Annotated in this window: 19 protein-coding genes and 1 pseudogene; 6 read left to right on the top strand and 14 right to left on the bottom strand. The window is 56.2% G+C overall.

The genetic code is table 11. The features are described from left to right. Nucleotides 1-158: 158 nt before the first annotated feature. Both U5K34_RS11560 and U5K34_RS11555 read right to left on the bottom strand, forming a co-directional pair. Entirely contained in the window at nt 159-2,321 is a 2,163-nt protein-coding gene (locus U5K34_RS11560; protein WP_322568551.1) for an HAD-IIB family hydrolase, read from the bottom strand. Then, nucleotides 2,318-3,229, bottom strand: coding sequence for a carbohydrate kinase (locus U5K34_RS11555; protein ID WP_322568550.1), 912 nt, complete (start codon nt 3,227-3,229; stop codon nt 2,318-2,320). The genes U5K34_RS11560 and U5K34_RS11555 overlap by 4 nt, the downstream gene beginning before the upstream one ends. A gap of 174 nt (nt 3,230-3,403) precedes the next feature. Here U5K34_RS11555 and U5K34_RS11550 point away from each other — a divergent pair, with 174 nt between their 5' ends. Both U5K34_RS11550 and U5K34_RS11545 read left to right on the top strand, forming a co-directional pair. After that, a complete protein-coding gene (locus U5K34_RS11550) occupies nt 3,404-4,771 on the top strand; it encodes a glycoside hydrolase 100 family protein (protein ID WP_322568549.1) in 1,368 nt (455 codons plus the stop codon). Nucleotides 4,772-4,844: 73 nt separating this feature from the next. Then, a complete protein-coding gene (locus U5K34_RS11545) occupies nt 4,845-5,165 on the top strand; it encodes a DUF2288 domain-containing protein (RefSeq protein WP_322568548.1) in 321 nt (106 codons plus the stop codon). Nucleotides 5,166-5,186: 21 nt separating this feature from the next. On the opposite strand, the gene U5K34_RS11540 is transcribed toward U5K34_RS11545, so the two are convergent. Both U5K34_RS11540 and U5K34_RS11535 read right to left on the bottom strand, forming a co-directional pair. After that, nucleotides 5,187-5,609, bottom strand: coding sequence for an HIT domain-containing protein (locus tag U5K34_RS11540; RefSeq protein WP_322568547.1), 423 nt, complete (start codon nt 5,607-5,609; stop codon nt 5,187-5,189). Further along, nucleotides 5,606-5,908 carry a GIY-YIG nuclease family protein gene (locus tag U5K34_RS11535; protein ID WP_322568546.1) on the bottom strand — a complete coding sequence of 101 codons (303 nt, stop codon included), beginning with the start codon at nt 5,906-5,908 and terminating at the stop codon, nt 5,606-5,608. The genes U5K34_RS11540 and U5K34_RS11535 overlap by 4 nt, the downstream gene beginning before the upstream one ends. A gap of 56 nt (nt 5,909-5,964) precedes the next feature. Between U5K34_RS11535 and U5K34_RS11530 the strand changes: the two genes are divergently transcribed. After that, a complete protein-coding gene (locus U5K34_RS11530) occupies nt 5,965-7,002 on the top strand; it encodes a hypothetical protein (RefSeq protein ID WP_322568545.1) in 1,038 nt (345 codons plus the stop codon). An 86-nt stretch (nt 7,003-7,088) separates the two neighbouring features. Here U5K34_RS11530 and U5K34_RS11525 read toward each other — a convergent pair. From U5K34_RS11525 to U5K34_RS11510, 4 genes and pseudogenes are all read right to left on the bottom strand, one after another. Then, nucleotides 7,089-8,289: pseudogene (locus U5K34_RS11525) on the bottom strand (fatty acid desaturase). A 34-nt stretch (nt 8,290-8,323) separates the two neighbouring features. Then, nucleotides 8,324-9,913 carry a GNAT family N-acetyltransferase gene (locus U5K34_RS11520; RefSeq protein ID WP_322568543.1) on the bottom strand — a complete coding sequence of 530 codons (1,590 nt, stop codon included), beginning with the start codon at nt 9,911-9,913 and terminating at the stop codon, nt 8,324-8,326. Between the two features lie 91 nt (nt 9,914-10,004). Further along, complete coding sequence (locus tag U5K34_RS11515) at nt 10,005-10,478, bottom strand: hypothetical protein (protein WP_322568542.1); 474 nt, start codon at nt 10,476-10,478, stop codon at nt 10,005-10,007. Between the two features lie 186 nt (nt 10,479-10,664). Then, nucleotides 10,665-11,096: a hypothetical protein gene (locus tag U5K34_RS11510; RefSeq protein ID WP_322568541.1), complete on the bottom strand. Its 432-nt coding sequence runs from the start codon at nt 11,094-11,096 to the stop codon at nt 10,665-10,667. A gap of 210 nt (nt 11,097-11,306) precedes the next feature. Between U5K34_RS11510 and rlmKL the strand changes: the two genes are divergently transcribed. After that, nucleotides 11,307-13,493 carry a bifunctional 23S rRNA (guanine(2069)-N(7))-methyltransferase RlmK/23S rRNA (guanine(2445)-N(2))-methyltransferase RlmL gene (gene rlmKL, locus U5K34_RS11505; RefSeq protein ID WP_322568540.1) on the top strand — a complete coding sequence of 729 codons (2,187 nt, stop codon included), beginning with the start codon at nt 11,307-11,309 and terminating at the stop codon, nt 13,491-13,493. Between the two features lie 76 nt (nt 13,494-13,569). Here the strand turns inward: rlmKL and U5K34_RS11500 are convergent, their stop codons facing one another. Further along, a complete protein-coding gene (locus tag U5K34_RS11500; RefSeq protein WP_322568539.1) occupies nt 13,570-13,983 on the bottom strand; it encodes a hypothetical protein in 414 nt (137 codons plus the stop codon). An 84-nt stretch (nt 13,984-14,067) separates the two neighbouring features. On the opposite strand from U5K34_RS11500, the gene U5K34_RS11495 reads away from it, so the two are divergent. Both U5K34_RS11495 and U5K34_RS11490 read left to right on the top strand, forming a co-directional pair. Next, nucleotides 14,068-15,441: a nodulation protein NfeD gene (locus tag U5K34_RS11495; RefSeq protein WP_322568538.1), complete on the top strand. Its 1,374-nt coding sequence runs from the start codon at nt 14,068-14,070 to the stop codon at nt 15,439-15,441. Further along, on the top strand, nt 15,438-16,190 hold the full coding sequence (locus U5K34_RS11490; protein ID WP_322568537.1) for a slipin family protein: 753 nt from the start codon (nt 15,438-15,440) through the stop codon (nt 16,188-16,190). Before U5K34_RS11495 ends, U5K34_RS11490 begins: the two co-directional genes overlap by 4 nt. Before the next feature lie 106 nt (nt 16,191-16,296). Here U5K34_RS11490 and U5K34_RS11485 read toward each other — a convergent pair whose 3' ends face one another. The 5 genes from U5K34_RS11485 to U5K34_RS11465 form a co-directional block, all read right to left on the bottom strand. After that, nucleotides 16,297-16,893: a DNA-J related domain-containing protein gene (locus tag U5K34_RS11485; protein WP_322568536.1), complete on the bottom strand. Its 597-nt coding sequence runs from the start codon at nt 16,891-16,893 to the stop codon at nt 16,297-16,299. A 22-nt stretch (nt 16,894-16,915) separates the two neighbouring features. After that, nucleotides 16,916-17,254, bottom strand: a complete 339-nt coding sequence (locus U5K34_RS11480) for a hypothetical protein (protein WP_322568535.1) — start codon at nt 17,252-17,254, stop codon at nt 16,916-16,918. Nucleotides 17,255-17,307: 53 nt separating this feature from the next. Then, entirely contained in the window at nt 17,308-18,207 is a 900-nt protein-coding gene (locus U5K34_RS11475) for a PDC sensor domain-containing protein (RefSeq protein ID WP_416224094.1), read from the bottom strand. Nucleotides 18,208-18,347: 140 nt separating this feature from the next. Continuing rightward, nucleotides 18,348-18,665 (bottom strand): chaperone modulator CbpM, encoded by a 318-nt coding sequence (locus U5K34_RS11470; RefSeq protein ID WP_322568533.1) that lies wholly within the window; start codon nt 18,663-18,665, stop codon nt 18,348-18,350. Between the two features lie 3 nt (nt 18,666-18,668). Further along, nucleotides 18,669-19,607, bottom strand: coding sequence for a DnaJ C-terminal domain-containing protein (locus U5K34_RS11465; protein ID WP_322568532.1), 939 nt, complete (start codon nt 19,605-19,607; stop codon nt 18,669-18,671). Between the last annotated feature and the right edge of the window lie 243 nt (nt 19,608-19,850).

Here is a 19,850-nt window from a genome sequence, read left to right as displayed (position 1 = left end):
GCAGAGGAACGCAAAGACGCAGAGTTCGCAAAGAAATCCATTTTATCGTACTGTCTATTTCAACTCCCGGATAAACTGAATATTAACTTATTTTCAAAATAACACTTCGCGTTCTTGGCGTCTTAGCGTCCTTTGCGTTATTACCAGACAATCAGCTGCTAGTCATTCGGAATCCGGGTTTTATCCAGGAAGTTGTAGTATTCGATCCCCTCGATAATCCCGTCGGCATAGCTTTTTTCCGTGAAATAGATCCGGGGTTTGTCATGTAGCTTGTCCAGTTCCGGGCTGTGGTTGGCAACGACCACACCGAGAGTGCTGCCCTGCAGCATTTCCTCGTCGTTACCCGAGTCACCGACAACCAGGATACGGTCCAGTGGAATTCCCCATTTCATCGACAAGTAACGTATCGCCAGCCCCTTGGAGGCACGAATAGGTAATAAATCCAGGTGGGTTTTCTCCGAAAGAATTGCCTTGGCGTGCAGATCGTGGCGCCGCAAATGGCGCTTTATCTCCCGGACGCTCGGCGCTTTTTCGGGATCGAGCTTGTAGCTTATCTTGTGTTCGCGTTGTTCACTTTCCGGCGCCAGTTCAACGCCCGGACATTTATCCATGGCCTTGCGCAAGACTCGCGGCTCCCATCGATAATCCAGATTTCGTCTCCAGAGATTATCTTCCACAATACGTTCGTCCTGATGCGCGTAATGAATTTCCGTACCGACCGACGTCACGAGAATGTCCGGGGTTGGCAGATTATAACGCTTGAGAAAATTCAGAGTTGAGTCCAGAGTTCGTCCGGTAGCCAGTCCAAAGCCAATATCCTTGCCGTTTTCTTTCAGATAGCTCAACAGACGTTTGAGCGCGGCCTTATCGCCAAACAGGGCATTATCGATGGCGGTAAATCCAATCCGGTCCAGCGAAACCAGACGCGTTTTACCTGTCGGCACAAAAGGCGCACGGTAATGGTCCGCACGAAAGCCACTGATTTTCTCCAGATAGGTTTTGGCATGGCCTTCCCAGCTGTAATGCCGATGAGCGCCTTCATAACCCTGCTTTGACCAGAGTCGCCATTGCTTGCGATCCGAAAGGGCCGTGAGCAGTGCATCGGCAATCCCCTCACTATCATGGGGATCGATCAAAATGCCATTCTGACAATTGGCAATGATCTCACTCGGACCACCGTCATTGGTTGCCACAATGGGCAGACCACTGGCCGCGGCTTCTATCAGGGTCAGCCCGAACGGCTCGGTCCATGCCGGATTAACAAACACCCCGCATGTTTGTGCCGCCAGGCGGTAAAGCGCCGGCACATCGTCACTATTATGGTGTTTGGGATAGGCAACCTTGCCATAAAGATCATATTTATCGAACTGTAACAGCAGCTCCTTGAGCACCTCTCTTGGACCTTTTTCCATCTGGGTAATATCATCCCGGTTACCGGCGATGAGTACCAGATTGGCTTTTTTCTGCAGCTCGGAAGACTCGCCATACGCTTTGACCAGAGTCGTGATATTTTTACGTTCGTCGGCGCGGGAAAGCGCCAGTATCATTGGCTTTTCCGGTTTCTGGATAAAACGCTGAAGCTCTGTGGCAATTTCCGCCGGCTTTTCATCTTGCTCCGGCGGTCGGTAACGACCGATATCGACGCCCGGCGGGATGACCTCCATACGTGAGGGATGATAATTATCGTATTTGGCGTATTGCTCCTCGACCTCCTGATGGGTGCTGGCGACAATCATGGCCGCCGTGCCAAGCGCGATCTCTTCGGCTTCGATACGCTGGCTCAGATTATACTGTGACTCCAGTTTTTCTTTTTTGATTCCCTTGGTAAGCAACTGACGCTGTTTTTCCCGGCCGAGTGAGTGGCCGGTAAATATCATCGGCGATCCCAGCAGGCCCGCCACGCGGGCGGCAACCAGTCCGGCATCGGCATAGTGTCCATGAATAAAATCCGGCACCTGGCCAACCGAGCGAATATGCTGCAGGGCATGATCGATAAATTCATCCAGATGGGGCCACAGGACTTCCTTGCGCAGATAACGGCGGGGTCCGCAGCGCAAACGGATCAGATTGGCTTTTGGGGAGAGCTCTTCCTGTGGGCGGCTGTAGTCAGAATCGACCTTGGGATCTTCCACCAGCCGGGTCAGCAGATCGACACGGGCAACATCGTCCCGTTCTGCAAGCGCTCTGGCCAGTTCCACTACATACAGGGTTTGACCGCCGGTATCAGCATCACGCCCGAGTTCGAGGTTTTTGGCCCGGATCAGACCATGTACGCTGATTAAAACTATATACAGTTTGTCTTCACCGTTATTATTTTTCATAGCGTCCAGAGATAGCGGTAATGGCGATAGAACTCCTCGTCCTGGCTGATAGCGCCGCGCAAGCGGCAGATCGCCGAAGCGAATTCCACGGCCCGTTGCAGTTTAACTTCATCCGGCCACTCTCTGAGCAGCCCCGCGAGCCAGACGGCACTGAAGCCATCGCCGGCCCCGACCGTATCGACCAGACGCCCAACCTCGACGGGCGCGATCTGGCGGGTTTCCTCCGGGTTCACCAGCATGGCCCCCTCACTACCGCGCGTCACAATGGCCGCCTGCCAGCCGTAATGTTCAAGCATGCCACGCGCGGTCTTCTCAATACTTTGATTATTATCAATCCGGCAATCGCTCAGCGTGGCCAGTTCGTTGTCGTTCAGCTTGATCCAGTTTATATCCTGTAATAGCTCAGCAAGTTGCGCCCTGTTCCACCATGGGGCACGCAGGTTAATATCCACGAAAATCGAAGGTGCGCTCTGGCGCAACACAGAGAGGGTCTGCGCCGAATCCGGCAGACGACTGATCAATGAGCCGTGATACAGTGTGCCATAGGCAGGATGATCATACAGATGATTGACCATATCGGGCATGACATGGTCATAGGCGACATCCGGGACAATATCGAAATCGGGCTGGCCGTTTTCCAGGCTGACCTGGACCTGGCCGGTGCGATGGTCGGGGTCCTGAAATACGGCCGAGGTATCCATTTCCCACTGATCCATGGCGTGCAGAATCCGGTCCCCCAGTCGGTCATGGCCAACCCGGCTGACGAACAGCGGCGCCAGTCCCAGTCCCTGCAGGTGCCAGGCGACATTAAACGGTGCACCGCCGAGAACTTCGGTGCCATCCGGGAAAATATCATACAATACTTCGCCAAAGACCACCGGTCGCATCTGCGTTGACCATCCTGTCATACCCGTCTCCTTCGGGCGCCATTCAGCCTATCTGTCATACAAGCGATGCCTGTGGTCACACAGACCGCTTTCAAACTTTTCTGGCATAAAATTTGTAAGGTATTTATGATAACTGAACATATGTTTATAATCGTCATCGACCCAATTCCTGACCAATCAGGTTAAGCATTTATTATGTCCGTAGAACACATCATAGAACGCGCTTACGAGATTCTCAATCAATCGATTGTCCATTATCGCGGCAAACCGGTGGGCACCGTTGCCGCACTGAAACACACGCACCTTGCGGCAGCGAACTATGAAGAATGCTTTATTCGCGACTTTGTCCCCTCCGCGCTGGTATTTCTGGCGGACGGCAAGCCTGAAATTGTGCGCAATTTTCTGGAGGCGGTTCTGGAATTGCGAACCAGCGAACGCACGGTTGCCGGTCACGAAATCCAGCCGGGTGTCATGCCGGCCAGTTTTACCGTCGCCACCGATTTCGACGGTAACGAGCGACTGCAGGCCGACTTTGGCGAAAAAGCCATAGGCCGGGTGGCCCCGGTGGATTCCATGATGTGGTGGTTGATTCTGCTGTTCATCTACACTCGCAGTACCGGCGATGATTCACTGGCCAAACGGGCCGACTTTCAGCAGGCCATGCGACAGATCCTGCATCTGTGTCTCAAGGATACCTTTGAGGTCACCCCGGCCCTGCTGGTGCCCGACGCCTGCAGCATGATCGATCGACGCATGGGGATATATGGCCATCCCCTGGAGATTCAGGCCCTGTTCTACGGGGTGTTGCGCATCACCCATTCCCTGCTCGAGGACAAGGATCCCCAGGGCGATCACTCCCTGGTCGACACCGCCATGACCCGTGAACAGGCCCTGCAGAGCTACGTGCGTTTGTTCTACTGGCTTGATCTGAGCCGATTGAATGAAATTCACCGCTATACCACCGAGGAATTCGGCCACGACAGTGTCAATGTCCTCAATGTCTATCCCGAGTCGATTCCCGACTGGGTGATTGAGTGGATGCCCAACGACTGCGGATATCTGGTTGGCAATGTGGGTCCCGGACGTATCGATTTTCGATATTTCACCCTGGGCAATATGCTGGCCATCATGTTCGGTCTGGCCTCCGATGAACAGTCCGAGCGGATTATTCGCCTGTATGAACTGCGCTGGCCGGACCTGGTCGGCGCCATGCCATTGAAAATCATCTATCCGGCCATGGAAGGACTGGAATGGCAGGTTCGCACCGGTAGTGATCCGAAAAACGCAGCCTGGTCGTATCAAAATGGCGGGAACTGGCCCGTATTGCTATGGCCTTTCGTAGCCGCGGCGCAGAAAACCGGCCGTGGGGACCTGGCCGAACGCGCCTTCCAGATCGCCCTGAACAAACTGCCGCTGGATGAATGGCCGGAGTATTATGACGGCCGTTCCGGGCGCCTGATCGGTCGGCGCTCGAACAGTCATCAGGTCTGGACCGCGGCCTCGTTGATCTTTTCCTACAAACTGCTGGAAAATCCCGAATTGATTGATCTGCTCCCCCATTAAAGGGGAGCCGGCCATGGCCCCGCAGCGGCCATATTCGGTATAATTTCGACGTCTATCTAACAAGCCCTCTGTCATGTCAGACGAACCTGTTGAACTCAATGCCGCCGAACTGCGGCAAAAGCTGAATCTGGAAACCGGACAACTCGCCTGGTCCGAAGTGCAACGCCACTTTGCTCGCGGGGTCGTCGTGGTCGTCGGTCCACAGCTGGATCTGATTGACGTTGCCGCGGCATTCGCCGAGGATGACAGGCGTCGAATCGAACAGTGGATTCAGCAAGAGCAGCTTGTCCGCGCGCATGACGAGCATGCGTTGAAATGGACCGAACAGGAACCCGATTTCTGGAGCGTGGTGGTCGCCCCCTGGGTAATCGTGCAGGAAATCACTCCTCACTGATAACTTTCGATTGACCCGGTATTACACCCGGTATTCGATATCCTCGCTCAGCACCTGTTTCAGTAGCCTTATTACCTGCTCGCGGGATTTATCATCATAGGGCCGGGCCGCCACCTTGCCCCATACCGGGGCCGGCCAGGCCGGATCATCATGGTGTCGCACGATATGGTGGATATGCAGCTGCGGAACCACATTGCCCAGCGCCGCTACATTGAGTTTATCCCCGTTAAACCCGCTCATGATCGCCTCCCCGAAGCTTGAAGACTCATTCATTAGCTGGCGTTGTTCCGCCGGTGACAACTGGTAAATCTCCTCGATACCCTCGCGATCGGGCACCAGAATAAACCAGGGGTAGTTGGCATCCTGCATTAACAATACATGACACAACGGCATTTTACCGAGCAAAAGACAGTCCTTCAGCAGCTTTGAATGGATCTCCGTCAAGAGACAGCCTCCTCATATGTCGCTATAAAATCTTCTGCCAGCGCGAGCTTTTGCCGGCGAGTCAGCTTGCGGATTTCGGCTTCGCGTTTGGCGGCCGCCGAGCGGCTGGCGCAGGATTCCCGGTAGACCAGCTTCACCGGGCGCCGGGCACGCGTATACCGGGCACCCAGTTTGTTATCCTGGTTATGCTCAACAACCCGGCGCTCGGGATCGACGGTAATACCGGTATAAAGGCTGTTATCGCTGCATTGCAGCATATAGACATACCAGGCATTCGATTTTTTGACCATTTCGTGCATAATCAAACAAGCATTATAGTAATAGCTAACCCGACCGGCTAATTATGAAGTAAATCATGGCATCCGGCATCTTTCAATTTTCCCTGCCACTTGGCATCCTGATCTTCCTGGCTGCCGCCGTTGTGATCGCCATCTTCGGCGTCAGGATGACCCATGTGGCCCGTCAGCTGGCCATCCGGACCCGTATGGGCGAGGCCCTGATGGGGACCGTCTTTATCGGCGCCTCCACTTCCCTCTCGGGTATTATGACTTCCGTGACGACGGCCAGCTATGGCTATGCGGAATTGTCGGTCAGCAATGCGCTTGGCGGCATCGCGGCCCAGATGCTGTTTCTCGCCATTGCCGATATGTTTTATCGCAAGGTCAATCTGGAGCATGCAGCCGCTTCCGCGGAAAACCTGATAATGACGGCCTTTCTGATTATCCTGTTGAGCTTTCTGTTATTTGCCACCACGGTTCCCCATACCAGTATTTATGGAGTACATCCTGCCAGTCCGGTGCTGATCATTATCTACCTGTTCGGTATCCATATCCTCTCCAGAACACACCAGATGCCGATGTGGACGCCGAAAAATACACGCGATACCCGGCATGAGTCGACGCAAAAACCGAGTCGCCACTCCCCCTCGCTCGGGAAACTGTGGTACCAGTTTGCCATTTGTGCCGCAATGGTGGCCGCGGCCGGCTGGGTATTGGCCCAGACCGGCATGCTTATCGCCCGGGAAACCGGTTTGAGTGAGGGTGTGGTCGGAGGTATCTTTACCGCCGTTTCCACTTCACTACCGGAACTGGTGATTGCGGTGGCGGCAGTGAGAATGAAATCATTGACGCTGGCGGTCGGCGATATTATCGGCGGGAATCTGTTCGATACACTGTTTATCGCGGTTTCGGATTTCGCTTACCGCGACGGTTCGATCTACGCGGCCATATCGACGGCGGAATCAACATGGCTGGCGATCACCCTGATAATGAGCGGCATACTGATGGTGGGTTTACTGCACCGGGAACGTCATGGCCCGGGCAATATCGGCTGGGAGAGTGTCTTGCTGATAATAACTTATCTACTGGGAGTGCTGACCCTGCTGCTCATATAAAACCGGGCCGCAGGCGCGCAGAATACCAGCCCGCATCACGCCAAACATGCGATATTTGCCCCAAAGAGGCTGGGCACAGTAACCACTTAATGATTCTGCAAAGTGTAGCCTCTGAGGTTCCTTGCAAAGTCCTCCAGCGCCGCGATGCCCGTGCGCTCGGCATCACTGCACCACTGTTGCAACCATTGCAGACGCAGGGCGGAGTTGGTCGCCGAGCGGGCCCACAAGTCCTTGAGCTGCTGTTTGAAGCGATAAACCGTTTCCAGGGTCTGGTTCTGGCTCAATGTCTCGTTCAGAATCCGATTCTCCTGATGGTCGAGCTTGAGATCCTCGCGCGTCATCCATTTGCGTAAACGACGGTAAAACCGGCGGTAGCTCATCATCCAGGGCATGTCGTTCTGCCTGTAAAACCGGTATGACAACCTGTCGACCATACAATTTGAGCACATGGAAGCGGTTACGCATCACCGCCCGCAGGGTTTCCATATCCAGCACTTGCTTGTCGGCCAGTCGTCGGATGCGCGGGGCGACGGAACGAACCCGGGCCAGTCCGAGCAGGCTTAGCAGGCGAATATAGACCCAGCCGATATCCAGCTCCCACCACTTGTTGGCCAGCCTGGCCGACACCGCATGCGCATGATGATTATTGTGCAATTCCTCACCGCCGATCAGAATCCCCCAGGGGACAATGTTGCGCGATGCATCGCGGGTTTCGTAATTACGATAGCCCCAGTAATGACCAATGCCGTTGATCACCCCCGCCGCCCAGATCGGAATCCAGAGCATTTGCACCGCAAAGATGGTAATCCCGATGGGACCGAACAGGAGCACATTCATCCCCAGTAACAGCATGATGCCGACAAAGGGATGGGGTGTATAAACATGGCGCTCCAGCCAGTCATCCGGGGTACCCTTGCCATACTGTTCCAGCGTTTCCTGATTGACCGATTCGGCGCGATACAGCTCGCTGCCCTGCAACAACACCTTGCGAATTCCCCTGACCTGCGGGCTGTGAGGATCCTCCTCGGTTTCGCATTTGGCGTGATGCTTGCGATGGATCGCCACCCACTGGCGGGTCACCATGCCGGTGGTCAGCCACAGCCAGAAACGGAAAAAATGACTGATGATCGGGTGCAGTTTGACACTGTTGTGCGCCTGGGCCCGGTGTAGAAAAATGGTCACACTGGCAATGGTGATATGGGTCACAACCAGCGTCCATACAACCAGTTGCCAGGGTGTCAGGGGCCAGAGGCCTTCAAGATAAGTCGTCATTAATATTCTCGCCAAATCCGTGTTCGTTTAAAAATAGAAGTTAAAACGATTATTTTCCACGCCACTGAACATTATAAAGATCGTGACGGCGATCATGCAGATTCTGGACCGTGCCGCTGTTACGGGCCACCTGCAGGGTTTCCGGGCGTAAATCGGCAATCGCAACCGTTTCGGCATTCGGCGTGGTATCGGCCGCGATCCCGTCACGCGCGAAGGGAAAGTCACAGGGCGTCAGGATGCAGCTCTGGGCATACTGAATATCCATATTGTGGACATTCGGCAGGTTGCCGACATTCCCTGACATAACGACATAAAGCTGGTTTTCAACCGCCCGGGCCTGGCAACAGTAACGGACCCGCAGGTAACTCTGGCGTTCGTCCGTACAAAACGGGACAAACAGAATCTGAATTCCCTGATCCACCAGGTGCCGCCCCAGCTCGGGGAATTCCGAGTCGTAGCAGATCAACACCCCGATAGGACCGCAGTCGGTTTCGATGGCATTGACCGCGCGGCCGCCCTCGATATTCCACCAGTAAACCTCGTTGGGCGTGGGATGGATTTTGGCCTGCTCGTGGACCCGCCCGTCGCGCAAAAACACGTAGGAAATATTCTCTACCCGGCCGCTCTCGACCCGGGTCGGATGCGAGCCGCCGATAATATTGATATTGTAGCGCAGCGCCATCTCCCGCAAGGCTTCGACAAAATGAGGGGTGTACTTGGTTAATGCTTCAATCGACTCGGACGGACGCAGCTGCTGATCCTCGATGGACAGTAGCTGGAGGGTGAACATCTCCGGGAAAACCACAAAGTCACCCTGATAGTCAGCCACCACATCAACAAAGTATTCGACAATGCCAAGGAATTCGTCGAAGGATCGTACCCGGCGCTGCATATACTGCACCGTGCCGATACGCACCGTATCCGGCAAGCGTTCGCCATAGCGCTTGCTGCGTTCCTGCTCCTCCTCCTGCGGCACCTTGGGGTTGTGCCAGACCAGATGTACCGCATAGCCCAGCGATTCCCGATCGGAATCCAGGTAGTCCTCGATGATGCCGATAATCTCGAAACCATTGCGCAACTGGAAGGAGAGCACCGGATCACGCAGTTTTTTCTGCTTGACCTGTTCGATGTACTCCTCGACCGAGCTGAAACGTTTAATCCGCTTGGCCAGGGTCGGCAGACGGCCGGCAAACACAATTCCCTTGAGCCCGAGTGATTCGCACAATTTCTTGCGTTCGTTATACAAGCGGTTGCCGATGCGATAACCGCGGTACTCGGGATCGACCACCACTTCCATGCCGTACAGCCACTCGCCTTCCGGATCATGCCGGGACGCATAGCCATTACCGGTAATTTCCGCCCAGGTGTGGGGGCGCAGTGCCACCTTGCCGGCGATACGGAACGTGGCGCAGTAGCCGACCACCTGGTCGTCCACCAGCACCACGAACTGACCGGCCGGATAATTGTTAATCTGACCGCGAATCGAGCCTTCCGAATAACCCGACTGACCGCTGCTGTTGCGATACGCCCGGTCCGTCAAGGCGGCGATGGCCGGAACATCCTGGTTGGTGGCGTTACGGACTGTCAGATGACTGCGCGGGTTTTTAAACGGCGTTGAACCGCTCTGTTGTTTCGCCATGGGGTCAGTGCCTGTCAAAACCGGTTAAACTATACCGGCAAGTTAATACAAAATTCATTCAAATTGCTCTGTTTTTGTCCGGATAACCGGGTTATTGCATGTAGGCGTAGTCTTCCTCGCGCTGCAGACGGATAATTTCCGCATCGGCCATCGGGACCATCTGGACGAACCCGTGGATATCTTCCGGGTCATAACCATGGCCCCGGGCGGCAATCCGGCACATGCGAATGTCGATCACATCGCCCACTGTCAGGCTCCGGGCCCGGGTGACCAGCTCCTTGTACTTGAGATAGTTCTTGATACCGAAAAAGGGGATTTCATCGCCATGTAAGACCAGCACGATCGAGGCGGCAAACGGATCGGCGTGATAGACCTGGCTCAGATAACTGGCCCGGTCCAGCACCTGCTCGAACTGCTTGCGACTCGATACCGCCACATCATAGACCACCTTCCGGGGTTGATAATCATACGGTTGCGACTCGGCACTGCCCCAGGGCGCCTGGTCGGCGGCAACAACACCCCGGCTGCTTAAAAGCAATACGATTAACGGTAGCATTCGATTCATAACAGCTTCCTTATCGGATATAGCATGAATGATTCTAGCATCTTGCGAAAGTCACGGAACATGGGAGGATAGGGATTTCAATCGTCGCTCAGAGCCTGGGGCAACGCCTGCCTGTTCATGCGCGGCAAAACGGCATTACCTTACCAGGCCGCTTCAGAGGCAGGCCCTGAGCGCGACGTTGCAAGGCTAGCCGTACCAGGGGGCACATTCAGCCGACGACCGATCGACGGCGAGTTCCTGCAGACGGGCCTGCCAGTCTTCCAGACCCGCTTTCCAGTCGGCTACAAACTGTTCCAGCGATTCGACAAATTCGGGCTCGGGCTGTTGCCGGTTGATCGTGCAATGAACCACGACCTGCCCCGGGCCCCGATCCGCGTCGGCGGTCACGCTCCATTGCACGGCATTGGGACAGCCCGGCAGGGTAAAACGTACCCCGTCCCGCAGTATTTCCTGGTGTATGGCAAACTCGCCCCACAGGCAATAAATGCGTCCCCGCTCGCCCTGATGGGATAATACGGTTTCGATCGACGCACACCATGATGGCAGGTTGTCGATGCGCAAATAGCGTTGCAATTCGTTGGGGGTAAACGGCAGGCGGGCAGTCGCGTAAAATTCCATAATACTGTATCGGCAGAGTCGAAAGTGTCGTTCTTGTTATCCGGTTCAGGCGACCGCCATCATCATAACAAAGCGGCTCCCGAATACCAGCCTGCCCGGGGCACCGGGCGCGAATTTGCCGTGAAATAAATCCCGCACAAACGGTCGGGGACTGCCCGCAACCGGGCATTAAAGGGTAAACTACCCGCTTTTTCCGCGGTTCAACCCATCATGTCCGATTACGCCCTGTTTGTCACCGCCCCCCTCCACCTGGAGTCGCTCCTGGCCGAAGAACTGCATGCGCTGGGCATCGAGCAGGCGCAGGAAACCCGTGGCGGGGTCCGTTTTCGCGGCACCCTCGAGGAGGCTTACCGGGTCTGTCTCTGGAGCCGGGTGGCCAATCGGGTCCTGCTGGAACTGGCCAGTTTCACGGCCGATTCGTCCGAGGCCCTTTACCGGGGCGTGCAACAGATCGACTGGCGCGACCATTTCGGCGTCACCGATACCTTTGCCGTCCAGTTTCAAAGCAGCCAGTCCACCATCACACACAGCCAGTACGGTGCGCTCAAGGCCAAGGATGCCGTGGTGGATCAATTCCGCGATCGCGACGGCGAGCGGCCGTCGATCGACACCGGCTGGCCCGATGTGCGGATCAATGTCTATGTGCATCGCAACCAGGCCAGCATCAGCCTGGATCTCGCCGGCGATTCCCTGCATCGGCGGGGTTATCGGCGGGCCGGCGGCGCCGCGCCACTGAAAGAGAATCTGGCCGCCGCCATCTTGCTGCGCGCCGGCTGGCCGGCGATTGCGCGTGAACAGGGGACGCTGCTGGACCCCATGTGTGGCTCGGGGACCCTGCTCATTGAAGGTGCCTGGATTGCCGGGGACATTGCTCCGGGGCTGCTGCGGGAGTACTGGGGTTTCAGCGGCTGGCGGCAGCATCAACCGGCCCTGTGGCAAACGCTGTATGACGAAGCCCAACAGCGCCGTGAGCAGGGTCTGAGCCGCCTGCCGGCCATCCACGGCTATGATATCGATGAACGGGCCATCGACGGCGCCCGGCAAAATGTCCAGGCCGCCGATCTGGAGGACACCATTGAACTGCACTGCCAGTCGCTGCAGCAGCTGCAACCCGCCCCCGACCTGCAACCCGGCCTGGTCATCGTCAATCCCCCCTACGGCGAGCGACTGGGCAGCGACTCCGATCTGCCATTGGTGTATCAACAACTCGGTCAGTTACTCAAACAACAGTTCAGCGGCTGGCAGGTGGCCCTGTTCACCGGCAACCCGGAACTCACCGGTCAGCTGCAACTGCGCAGTCTGCGCCGTCACAGCCTGTATAATGGCCCCATCGAATGCAAGCTGTTCCACTACACGGTAGATAACCGGCACGACATCACCCCGCGCGGTTATCCCCGGCCGTTGACGCCGGCGGAGTTCACCGATAATGCCCGGATGCTGGCCAACCGGCTGCAGAAAAACCGCAAACAGCTGTCGCGCTGGCTGGCACGGGAAAACATTCACTGTTATCGACTGTATGACGCCGACATGCCCGAATACGCACTGGCCATCGATGTCTATGAGGGAGACCAGCGCCGGGTTCATGTCCAGGAATACGCACCGCCGCGCAGCGTGGACAGCGCCAGGGCCCGGCAACGGTTGCGTGAAGCCCTCGGCGTGATTCTCGATACCCTGCAGATCGACGAACAGCAACTCTTTTTCAAGGTCCGTCAGCGACAAAAAGGTACGGCCCAGTACGAAAAGCTGGCCGAGCAACGCCACTTTCACCCGGTGACGGAAGACGGCTGTCGTTTCTGGGTCAATTTCGAGGATTATCTCGACACCGGACTGTTTCTGGATCATCGCCTGGTGCGCGCCCGTCTCGGCGAGCTGGCCACGGGCGGCGATTTTCTTAACCTGTTTGCCTATACCGGCACCGCCACGGTCTATGCCGCCCATGGCGGTGCCCGCAGTACCACCACGATCGATATGTCAAAAACCTATCTCGACTGGGCGCGGCGCAATATGCAACTCAACGACCTGAACGGCAGCGAGCATCGCTTTATCCAGCGCGATTGTGTGGAATGGCTGCAACAGGAGGTTACTGCCCCACAGTACGATCTGATATTTCTCGATCCGCCCAGCTTTTCCACTTCCAAGCGAATGCAGACGAATCTGGATATCCAGCGCGATCACGTCTGGCTCATTCGCCAGTGCATGAAGCGGTTACGCAAGGACGGCGTCTTGCTGTTTTCCACCAACCTGCGCAATTTCAAACTGGACGAGCAGGCGCTGACAGCGCTGGATATCACGGATATTCATCATCAGACACTGCCGCGCGATTTTGAACGCAATCCAAAAATTCATCACTGCTGGGAATTTCGACACCGACAAAAAGCGGTTCTGTCCCTGAAATAAGCCGCATTGAGACCGGCATCGCGGAGACCGGCCCGATTTGATTTGATTTGACTCCGGGGAACAGAGGGAACGCCGCTCAGCGCAGACCGGCGCGATTTTCACACTGGCCGATCTCCTCGCTGCTCATGCCGAAGGTTTCCTGCAGTCCACCGAAGACACAGCTGGCATAATCATCCGCAACCGTGTCGAAATTCTTTGTGGTGATGATCGCGGGTAACTTGCGACTGCAATCCCTGACCAGCTGGTTGACCTGCCGCAGGCATTGCGCTTCTGTCGTGCCCAGGCATTTGACGAATGCCGGACTCTTGCAGGGCCCCAGTAAATCCTCGTGGGACTGGGCCACATATTCTTCACGACTGATTTGTTCTTCAGCCGGCAGCCATACCGGTTGCAAAACCAGAACCAGAAACAGCATGGCAGCATGGCCCGCCCGGGAACCGGCCCGGCGGCCGACAACCGCCAGAACAAGCCTGTTGATCTTGAAATTCATTATTCTCCCCGATGTCATACTGACTCCCTCGAAAAGCACCCGGGCAACGGCTATGCTTGTTGGAAACCCTGGCGAGTGAGTTTAATGACGTTGAAATTATCCCGGTTATTATTGTTATCCCTGACATTGTTCAGTTTTTCCGCTCCGGCCGTCAGCGCGGACAACGCCTCATCCCCCGGTGTGTTACAGCTGAGCATTGAAGAGGTTATCGGTCCGGCGACGGAGGATTATATCACCCGGGCCATCAACCAGGCGCGTGGTGAGCAGATCGGCCTGATAATCATTCGTATGGACACGCCCGGCGGGCTCGACAGCGCCATGCGCGGCATTATCAAAACTATCACCAATTCCCCGATTCCGGTTGTGACCTATGTCGCACCCACCGGCTCCCGCGCGGCCAGTGCCGGCACATACATTCTTTATGCCAGTCATATTGCCGCCATGGCGCCAGGCACCAACCTGGGGGCCGCTACCCCGGTCAAACTCGGGAGCCCGGGTCAACCGGACAAACAGCCCGACAGCGAGTCTGACAAGACCGGGGACGCCAAATCGGCCAGCGAACGCAAAGCCATCAACGATGCAGTGGCCTATATCCAGGGCCTGGCAGCGTTACACGGACGCAATGCCGAATGGGCCGAACAGGCCGTACGCCAGGCCGCGAGTCTCTCTGCCGGTGAAGCCCTGGAGAAGAACGTCATCGACCTGGTCGCACGCAGCACGGCCGATCTGCTGCAACAGCTCGACGGGCGGAAGCTGGAAGTACTGGGCCAGACAGTCATCCTCAATACCCTGGAGATGGATGTTAAAACCGCCAATCCCGACTGGCGAAGTCGTTTGCTTAGCGTGATCACCAATCCCAATATTGCCTATATCCTGATGTTAATCGGGATTTATGGCCTGATATTCGAATTCTCCAGTCCCGGCGCCATTGTTCCCGGCACCATCGGTGCCATCTGCCTGTTACTCGGGCTATACGCCCTGCAATTACTACCGATCAATTATGCCGGCATGGCACTGCTGCTGCTTGGCATTGCCCTGATGATCGGCGAAGCCTATCAGCCCAGCTTCGGCATTCTCGGTATCGGCGGGCTGATCGCCTTCGTTTTCGGTTCAATCATTCTGATCGACACCAGTGCGCCCGGATACGGCATTAACCCGGGGGTCATCACCGCGTTTGCCCTCAGCAGTCTTCTGATGTTTATCGTAGTCATCGGCCTGGCCCTCAAAGCACGACGACGACCGGTGGCAAGCGGCATGGAGCAACTGCTCGCGGACACCGGCACGGTTATCACCGCCGGCGATCATCGGGCCACCATTTTGATTCACAGTGAACACTGGCAGGCCACCTGCGATCAGCCGCTACAGCCGGGACAACGGGTCCGGGTGATCGCGGCCGATGGACTGACCCTGCAGGTGGAACTGCTGGACGAGCCGACCAACCAAGGAGAAGTAACATGAGCGATTACACTTTATATATTATTATCATTCTGATAGTCGCGTTTTTACTCAGCGCCATCCGCATTCTGCGAGAATACGAACGCGGCGTCATTTTCACACTCGGTCGCTTCTGGAAGGTCAAGGGTCCCGGCTTCATCATCGTCATCCCGTTAATCCAGCAAATGGTCAGGGTGGACCTGCGGATTATCGTCATGGATGTTCCCAGCCAGGATGTGATTTCCCAGGACAATGTCTCGGTGCATGTCAATGCCGTGCTCTATTTCCGGGTCGTCGATCCGGAGCGGGCCATCATTCAGGTAGAGGATTACTATTCGGCCACCAGCCAGCTGGCGCAGACGACCCTGCGTTCCGTGCTGGGACAACATGAGCTGGATGAAATGCTCTCCGAGCGCGACAAGCTCAACGCCGATATTCAGAAGATTCTCGACGAACAAACCGATGCCTGGGGCATCAAGGTCAGCAACGTGGAAATCAAGCACGTCGATCTCGATGACAGCATGATTCGCGCCATCGCCAAACAGGCCGAAGCCGAGCGGGTGCGGCGCGCCAAGATCATACATGCCGAAGGCGAACGCCAGGCCGCCGGCGAACTGTCCAATGCCGCAGAAATCCTCGCCCGGCAGGGTTCCGCCCTGCAACTGCGTTATCTGCAGACCCTGACGGAAATCGCCAACGACAAGACCAACACCATCGTCTTCCCCCTGCCGATGGATATGCTGGAAACCCTGACCAACAACCTGAAAAAATAACCAGAACGTCAGGTAGCGCAGTGTGCAACCAGACCTGCGCTTCCTGACTCCTGAATCTTGAATCCTGACTTATGACTGCCAACTGCCAACTGCCAACTTTATTCTCCTACCGTGACTTGCACAGCATCTCATAGGCGGCATTGATGGCCTGCAAACGCCAGGCTTCGCCGCCTCTGTCGGGATGATGCTGCATCGCCAAACGGCGATAAGTCTGTTTGATCACCTCATCATCGACCGGATCACTCAGACCCAGCTCCGCAAGCGCTTCTGCCCGACCATCAAAACGGACAAACTCGCGCCAGAAGGCATCCAGTAACTGATTGACGTCAGCTTCGGTCATCGTCTGCAAATTGCCCATATCCAGATAATAGTCGCGTAGCGGATCGGTTTCGGTCAGTGCATATTCTCCCGACTGCCAGGGCCACATACGTATTTTCAGGGCTGATATCTCGATAATGGCCTGCTGCCGTTGTAGCAACTCCCGTTGCAGTCTGTAGAGACCATGCATCAGCAGAAAGTGCATCTGGAACAGTTCCAGCGGTGGTGCCGGGCGGACTTTGGAAAAGCTGAAGTAACCCTGCTCTTTCAATGCCTGCAGCAGCGTGTATTCATCCATACCCCGGGGATGTTGAGCCAGCAATTGCTCGATATCCTGGTAGAAGCTGTCGGGTAGAGAACGGGATTGGTCAGCCTGGCGGGACATGTATTTTAATCAGACACCGGGATTACTGATCGAGTATCAGCTGCAGCCGTGCCTGATCCCCCCTGTTGCGAACCTCGATGGTATTTAATGCCGGCACCCGTTGCACAAGATAGGCACAGCTTGCGCTGATCATGGCCTGATTATCGTCATCAAACGCCTTGAGCAGATGCATGGCAACATAGCGGGCGCGCTGCAAACTGTCCGGCTCGGCAATATGCTCATCGGCCAGCTGGATACCCCGGTCCATGTCCTCATCCATCTTATCGAGAAAATCTCGCTGGCGACCCGGCAGGCGGGTATTGCGGTCGAATTCGAACACTACCTCGCCATCGATAGTCAGCTTCAACAGATTGTGCATCATTCCCCCTGACATCAAGGCCGGCGAGTACGACAAACCACCACGGTGTCGCCGTTTCAGTTGGCGACCTGCATGGACCAGAAGGCGTGCTCCTTGTCCAGAAACTCATCATAGGGAATATAGTGCGAACCGTCGCAGGAGAAAGTCAGGCCCACCAGGCCGTTGAAAATATTCAACGTGCCGGAGCGCAGATAGAAGGTTTCATCCATAAAACGCAGCTGGCGGAAAGCCTCGAGCACTTCATGAATCTGTCCGGCCGGGACCGCCGCCTCGCGTGAATAGGCCTGGTGCGGATAGGCCAGGCAGATATCCGGATCGATCAAAGAATCGATATCCAGCAGACGATAACGATAGGGATCTTCCATTTGCCAGATAATCGCGCGGCTGCTGGAGAAATGCAGGATGACATGATACACCCCGTGCTTGGTCATCAATTCCTCGAGCACGGAAAGCACGGTATCCAGCTGCTTATCCATGTCACTATCCACCCGTGACTGGTGAAACACCGTGCCACGAATGGACGGATCGCCCTTGATCTGTCGCCAGTAGCACGGCTCTTCGTAAAGTTCACGTGTCAGCGGCAGATCGCGCAAATCAAAATCAGCACCGACGAAGCCCTGCGCCTTGCCGTCACTGTCACGTACCAGCTGAATGGCGGTCAGCGACGGACGGTGAGCACGCAGGCTGATATAGGTATCGGAGAGAAGAAACCCGGAACTGGGCACCACCTCGGACATATACGGGCGCTGTGAGCGATCCCGGCCATAATCATTCGAGATAACCCCGTCGCGGGAGATATTGTCACTGATCTGAACGGCCTCGGTGTTCAACACATACAGATACTTGCAGTTGGGCACCAGTTCCAGTTTTTCCTGCAATACGTCATTGAGTGCCGGGCGATCCGGCCAGACACGACTGCAGGCTTCGGCGATCTCGTACAGAGGCGATTGCAGCATTTTTGTCAGCGACTCACGCTGACGAACGATACTCTCTTTCAGGGCGGCTTTGGGATCAGTCACGAATACTATCCGGTTTGTCTGTCTCGATTATCGGTTATATCCCGAGCCTCTATACAGGCGTTTCGGGCCAATGCGACTTAAAACGACGACTCCAGCTGACGCAGGCGGGAACGCAATTCACCGACTTCATCGAGCAACTCCAGAGCCAGTGCCACGCCGGCCAGATTGAGTTCCAGATCATGATACAGATGCATGGCGGTTCGCACCCGGGGTAACTGACTGGCGACAAATTGCCACTCGGCCGTTTCCTGGCCGAACGGTTCAACAATACCCTCCTCGACCAGTGCCACGATGACATCGCGTTCGACCCGGCAGGCACCACTGAGTTCATCCAGTGTCAGCGTGGTCGTTTCATCGAGAATAATACCGGAAAGCGGTTCCTGCTGCCCCGTCATAATTCACACTCCCATCCCGGCACGCGGGTTAAAATCGAACTCCTCGGCCATTTGCTGGTAAAAGGCCTTCGCCTTGTCACTGTCGGCCGGGGGCTGGATGATTTTCAGGATGACATAAAGATCCCCCGGCGTTTTGCCCGGAATCCCCCGGCCCTTGAGGCGCAACTTGCTGCCACTTTGCGAATTGGCCGGAATCCGCATGTCCACCGCTCCGTCCGGCGTGGGCACCTTGACCCGCGCGCCCAGGGCCGCTTCCCAGGGCGCCAGGGGCAGATCCAGATAGAGATCCCGACCCTCGACCCGATACAACGGGTGCGGCTTGAAGTCCACCTCCAGATAGAGATCCCCCGCCTGGCCGCCTCCCATACCGGGATGGCCCTGCCCGCTCAACCGGATATGCTGGCCCTGACGTACCCCTCTGGGGATGCGCACATTCAGGTTGCGCTCGCGGGTACGCACGTGGCCCTGTTCATCCACCTCCGGCGCATGCAGGGTCAGATTACGCACCGTACCCGCAAAGGCGTCCTCCACATCGATCAATACCCGGGCATGGTGATCCTCGCCGCGGCTACGAAAGCCGCCGCCGCCCATTCCGCCCTGCTGGCCGAACAGGGTTTCAAAAAAGTCGCTGAAGGAGGCGGCACCGGCGCCGCCACCGCCGAAGCCACCGCTGAATTCAAAGCCGGCATCCCAGTCCGGCGGCGGGCGAAAATCCTGGCCGCCCTGCCAGTTGGCGCCCAGCTGATCGTAGGCCGCGCGTTTTTCGGGATCCTTGAGCACTTCATAGGCTTCCGCCATCTCCTTGAAACGTTCCTCGGCATCCGCTTCCTTGCTCACATCGGGATGGTACTTGCGTGCCAGCTTGCGATAGGCGCGTTTGATCTCATCCTGTGTGGCGTCCCGCTCGACGCCCAGTATCTGATAATAATCCTTATATTCCACCTTCGGCTCCCGTTAAATAAGCGTTCCAAATGCCAGTCCAGGCATGAGGTACTGCCGTGCCTTCCAGGACCGTCGGCCACAGGGATGTGGCCGTCGAGCCTGCAAGGATGCATTCACGGCGTGTCCTGGAAGGCGCGGCAGTACCGATTGAAACCAAATTGATCGGCATTCGAAGCACCTGATTTAAATAGCTTCCTTATGACTAGGGGGCGCAGAGTGATATTTCAAGCAGTTTTCGTCATC

The sequence above is a fragment of the Thiohalophilus sp. genome (genome assembly GCF_034521165.1).
Classification (GTDB): Bacteria; Pseudomonadota; Gammaproteobacteria; order UBA6429; family Thiohalophilaceae; genus Thiohalophilus.
Note: the sequence above shows the minus strand (reverse complement) of the source record. Positions and strands in the feature narration are given on the sequence as shown.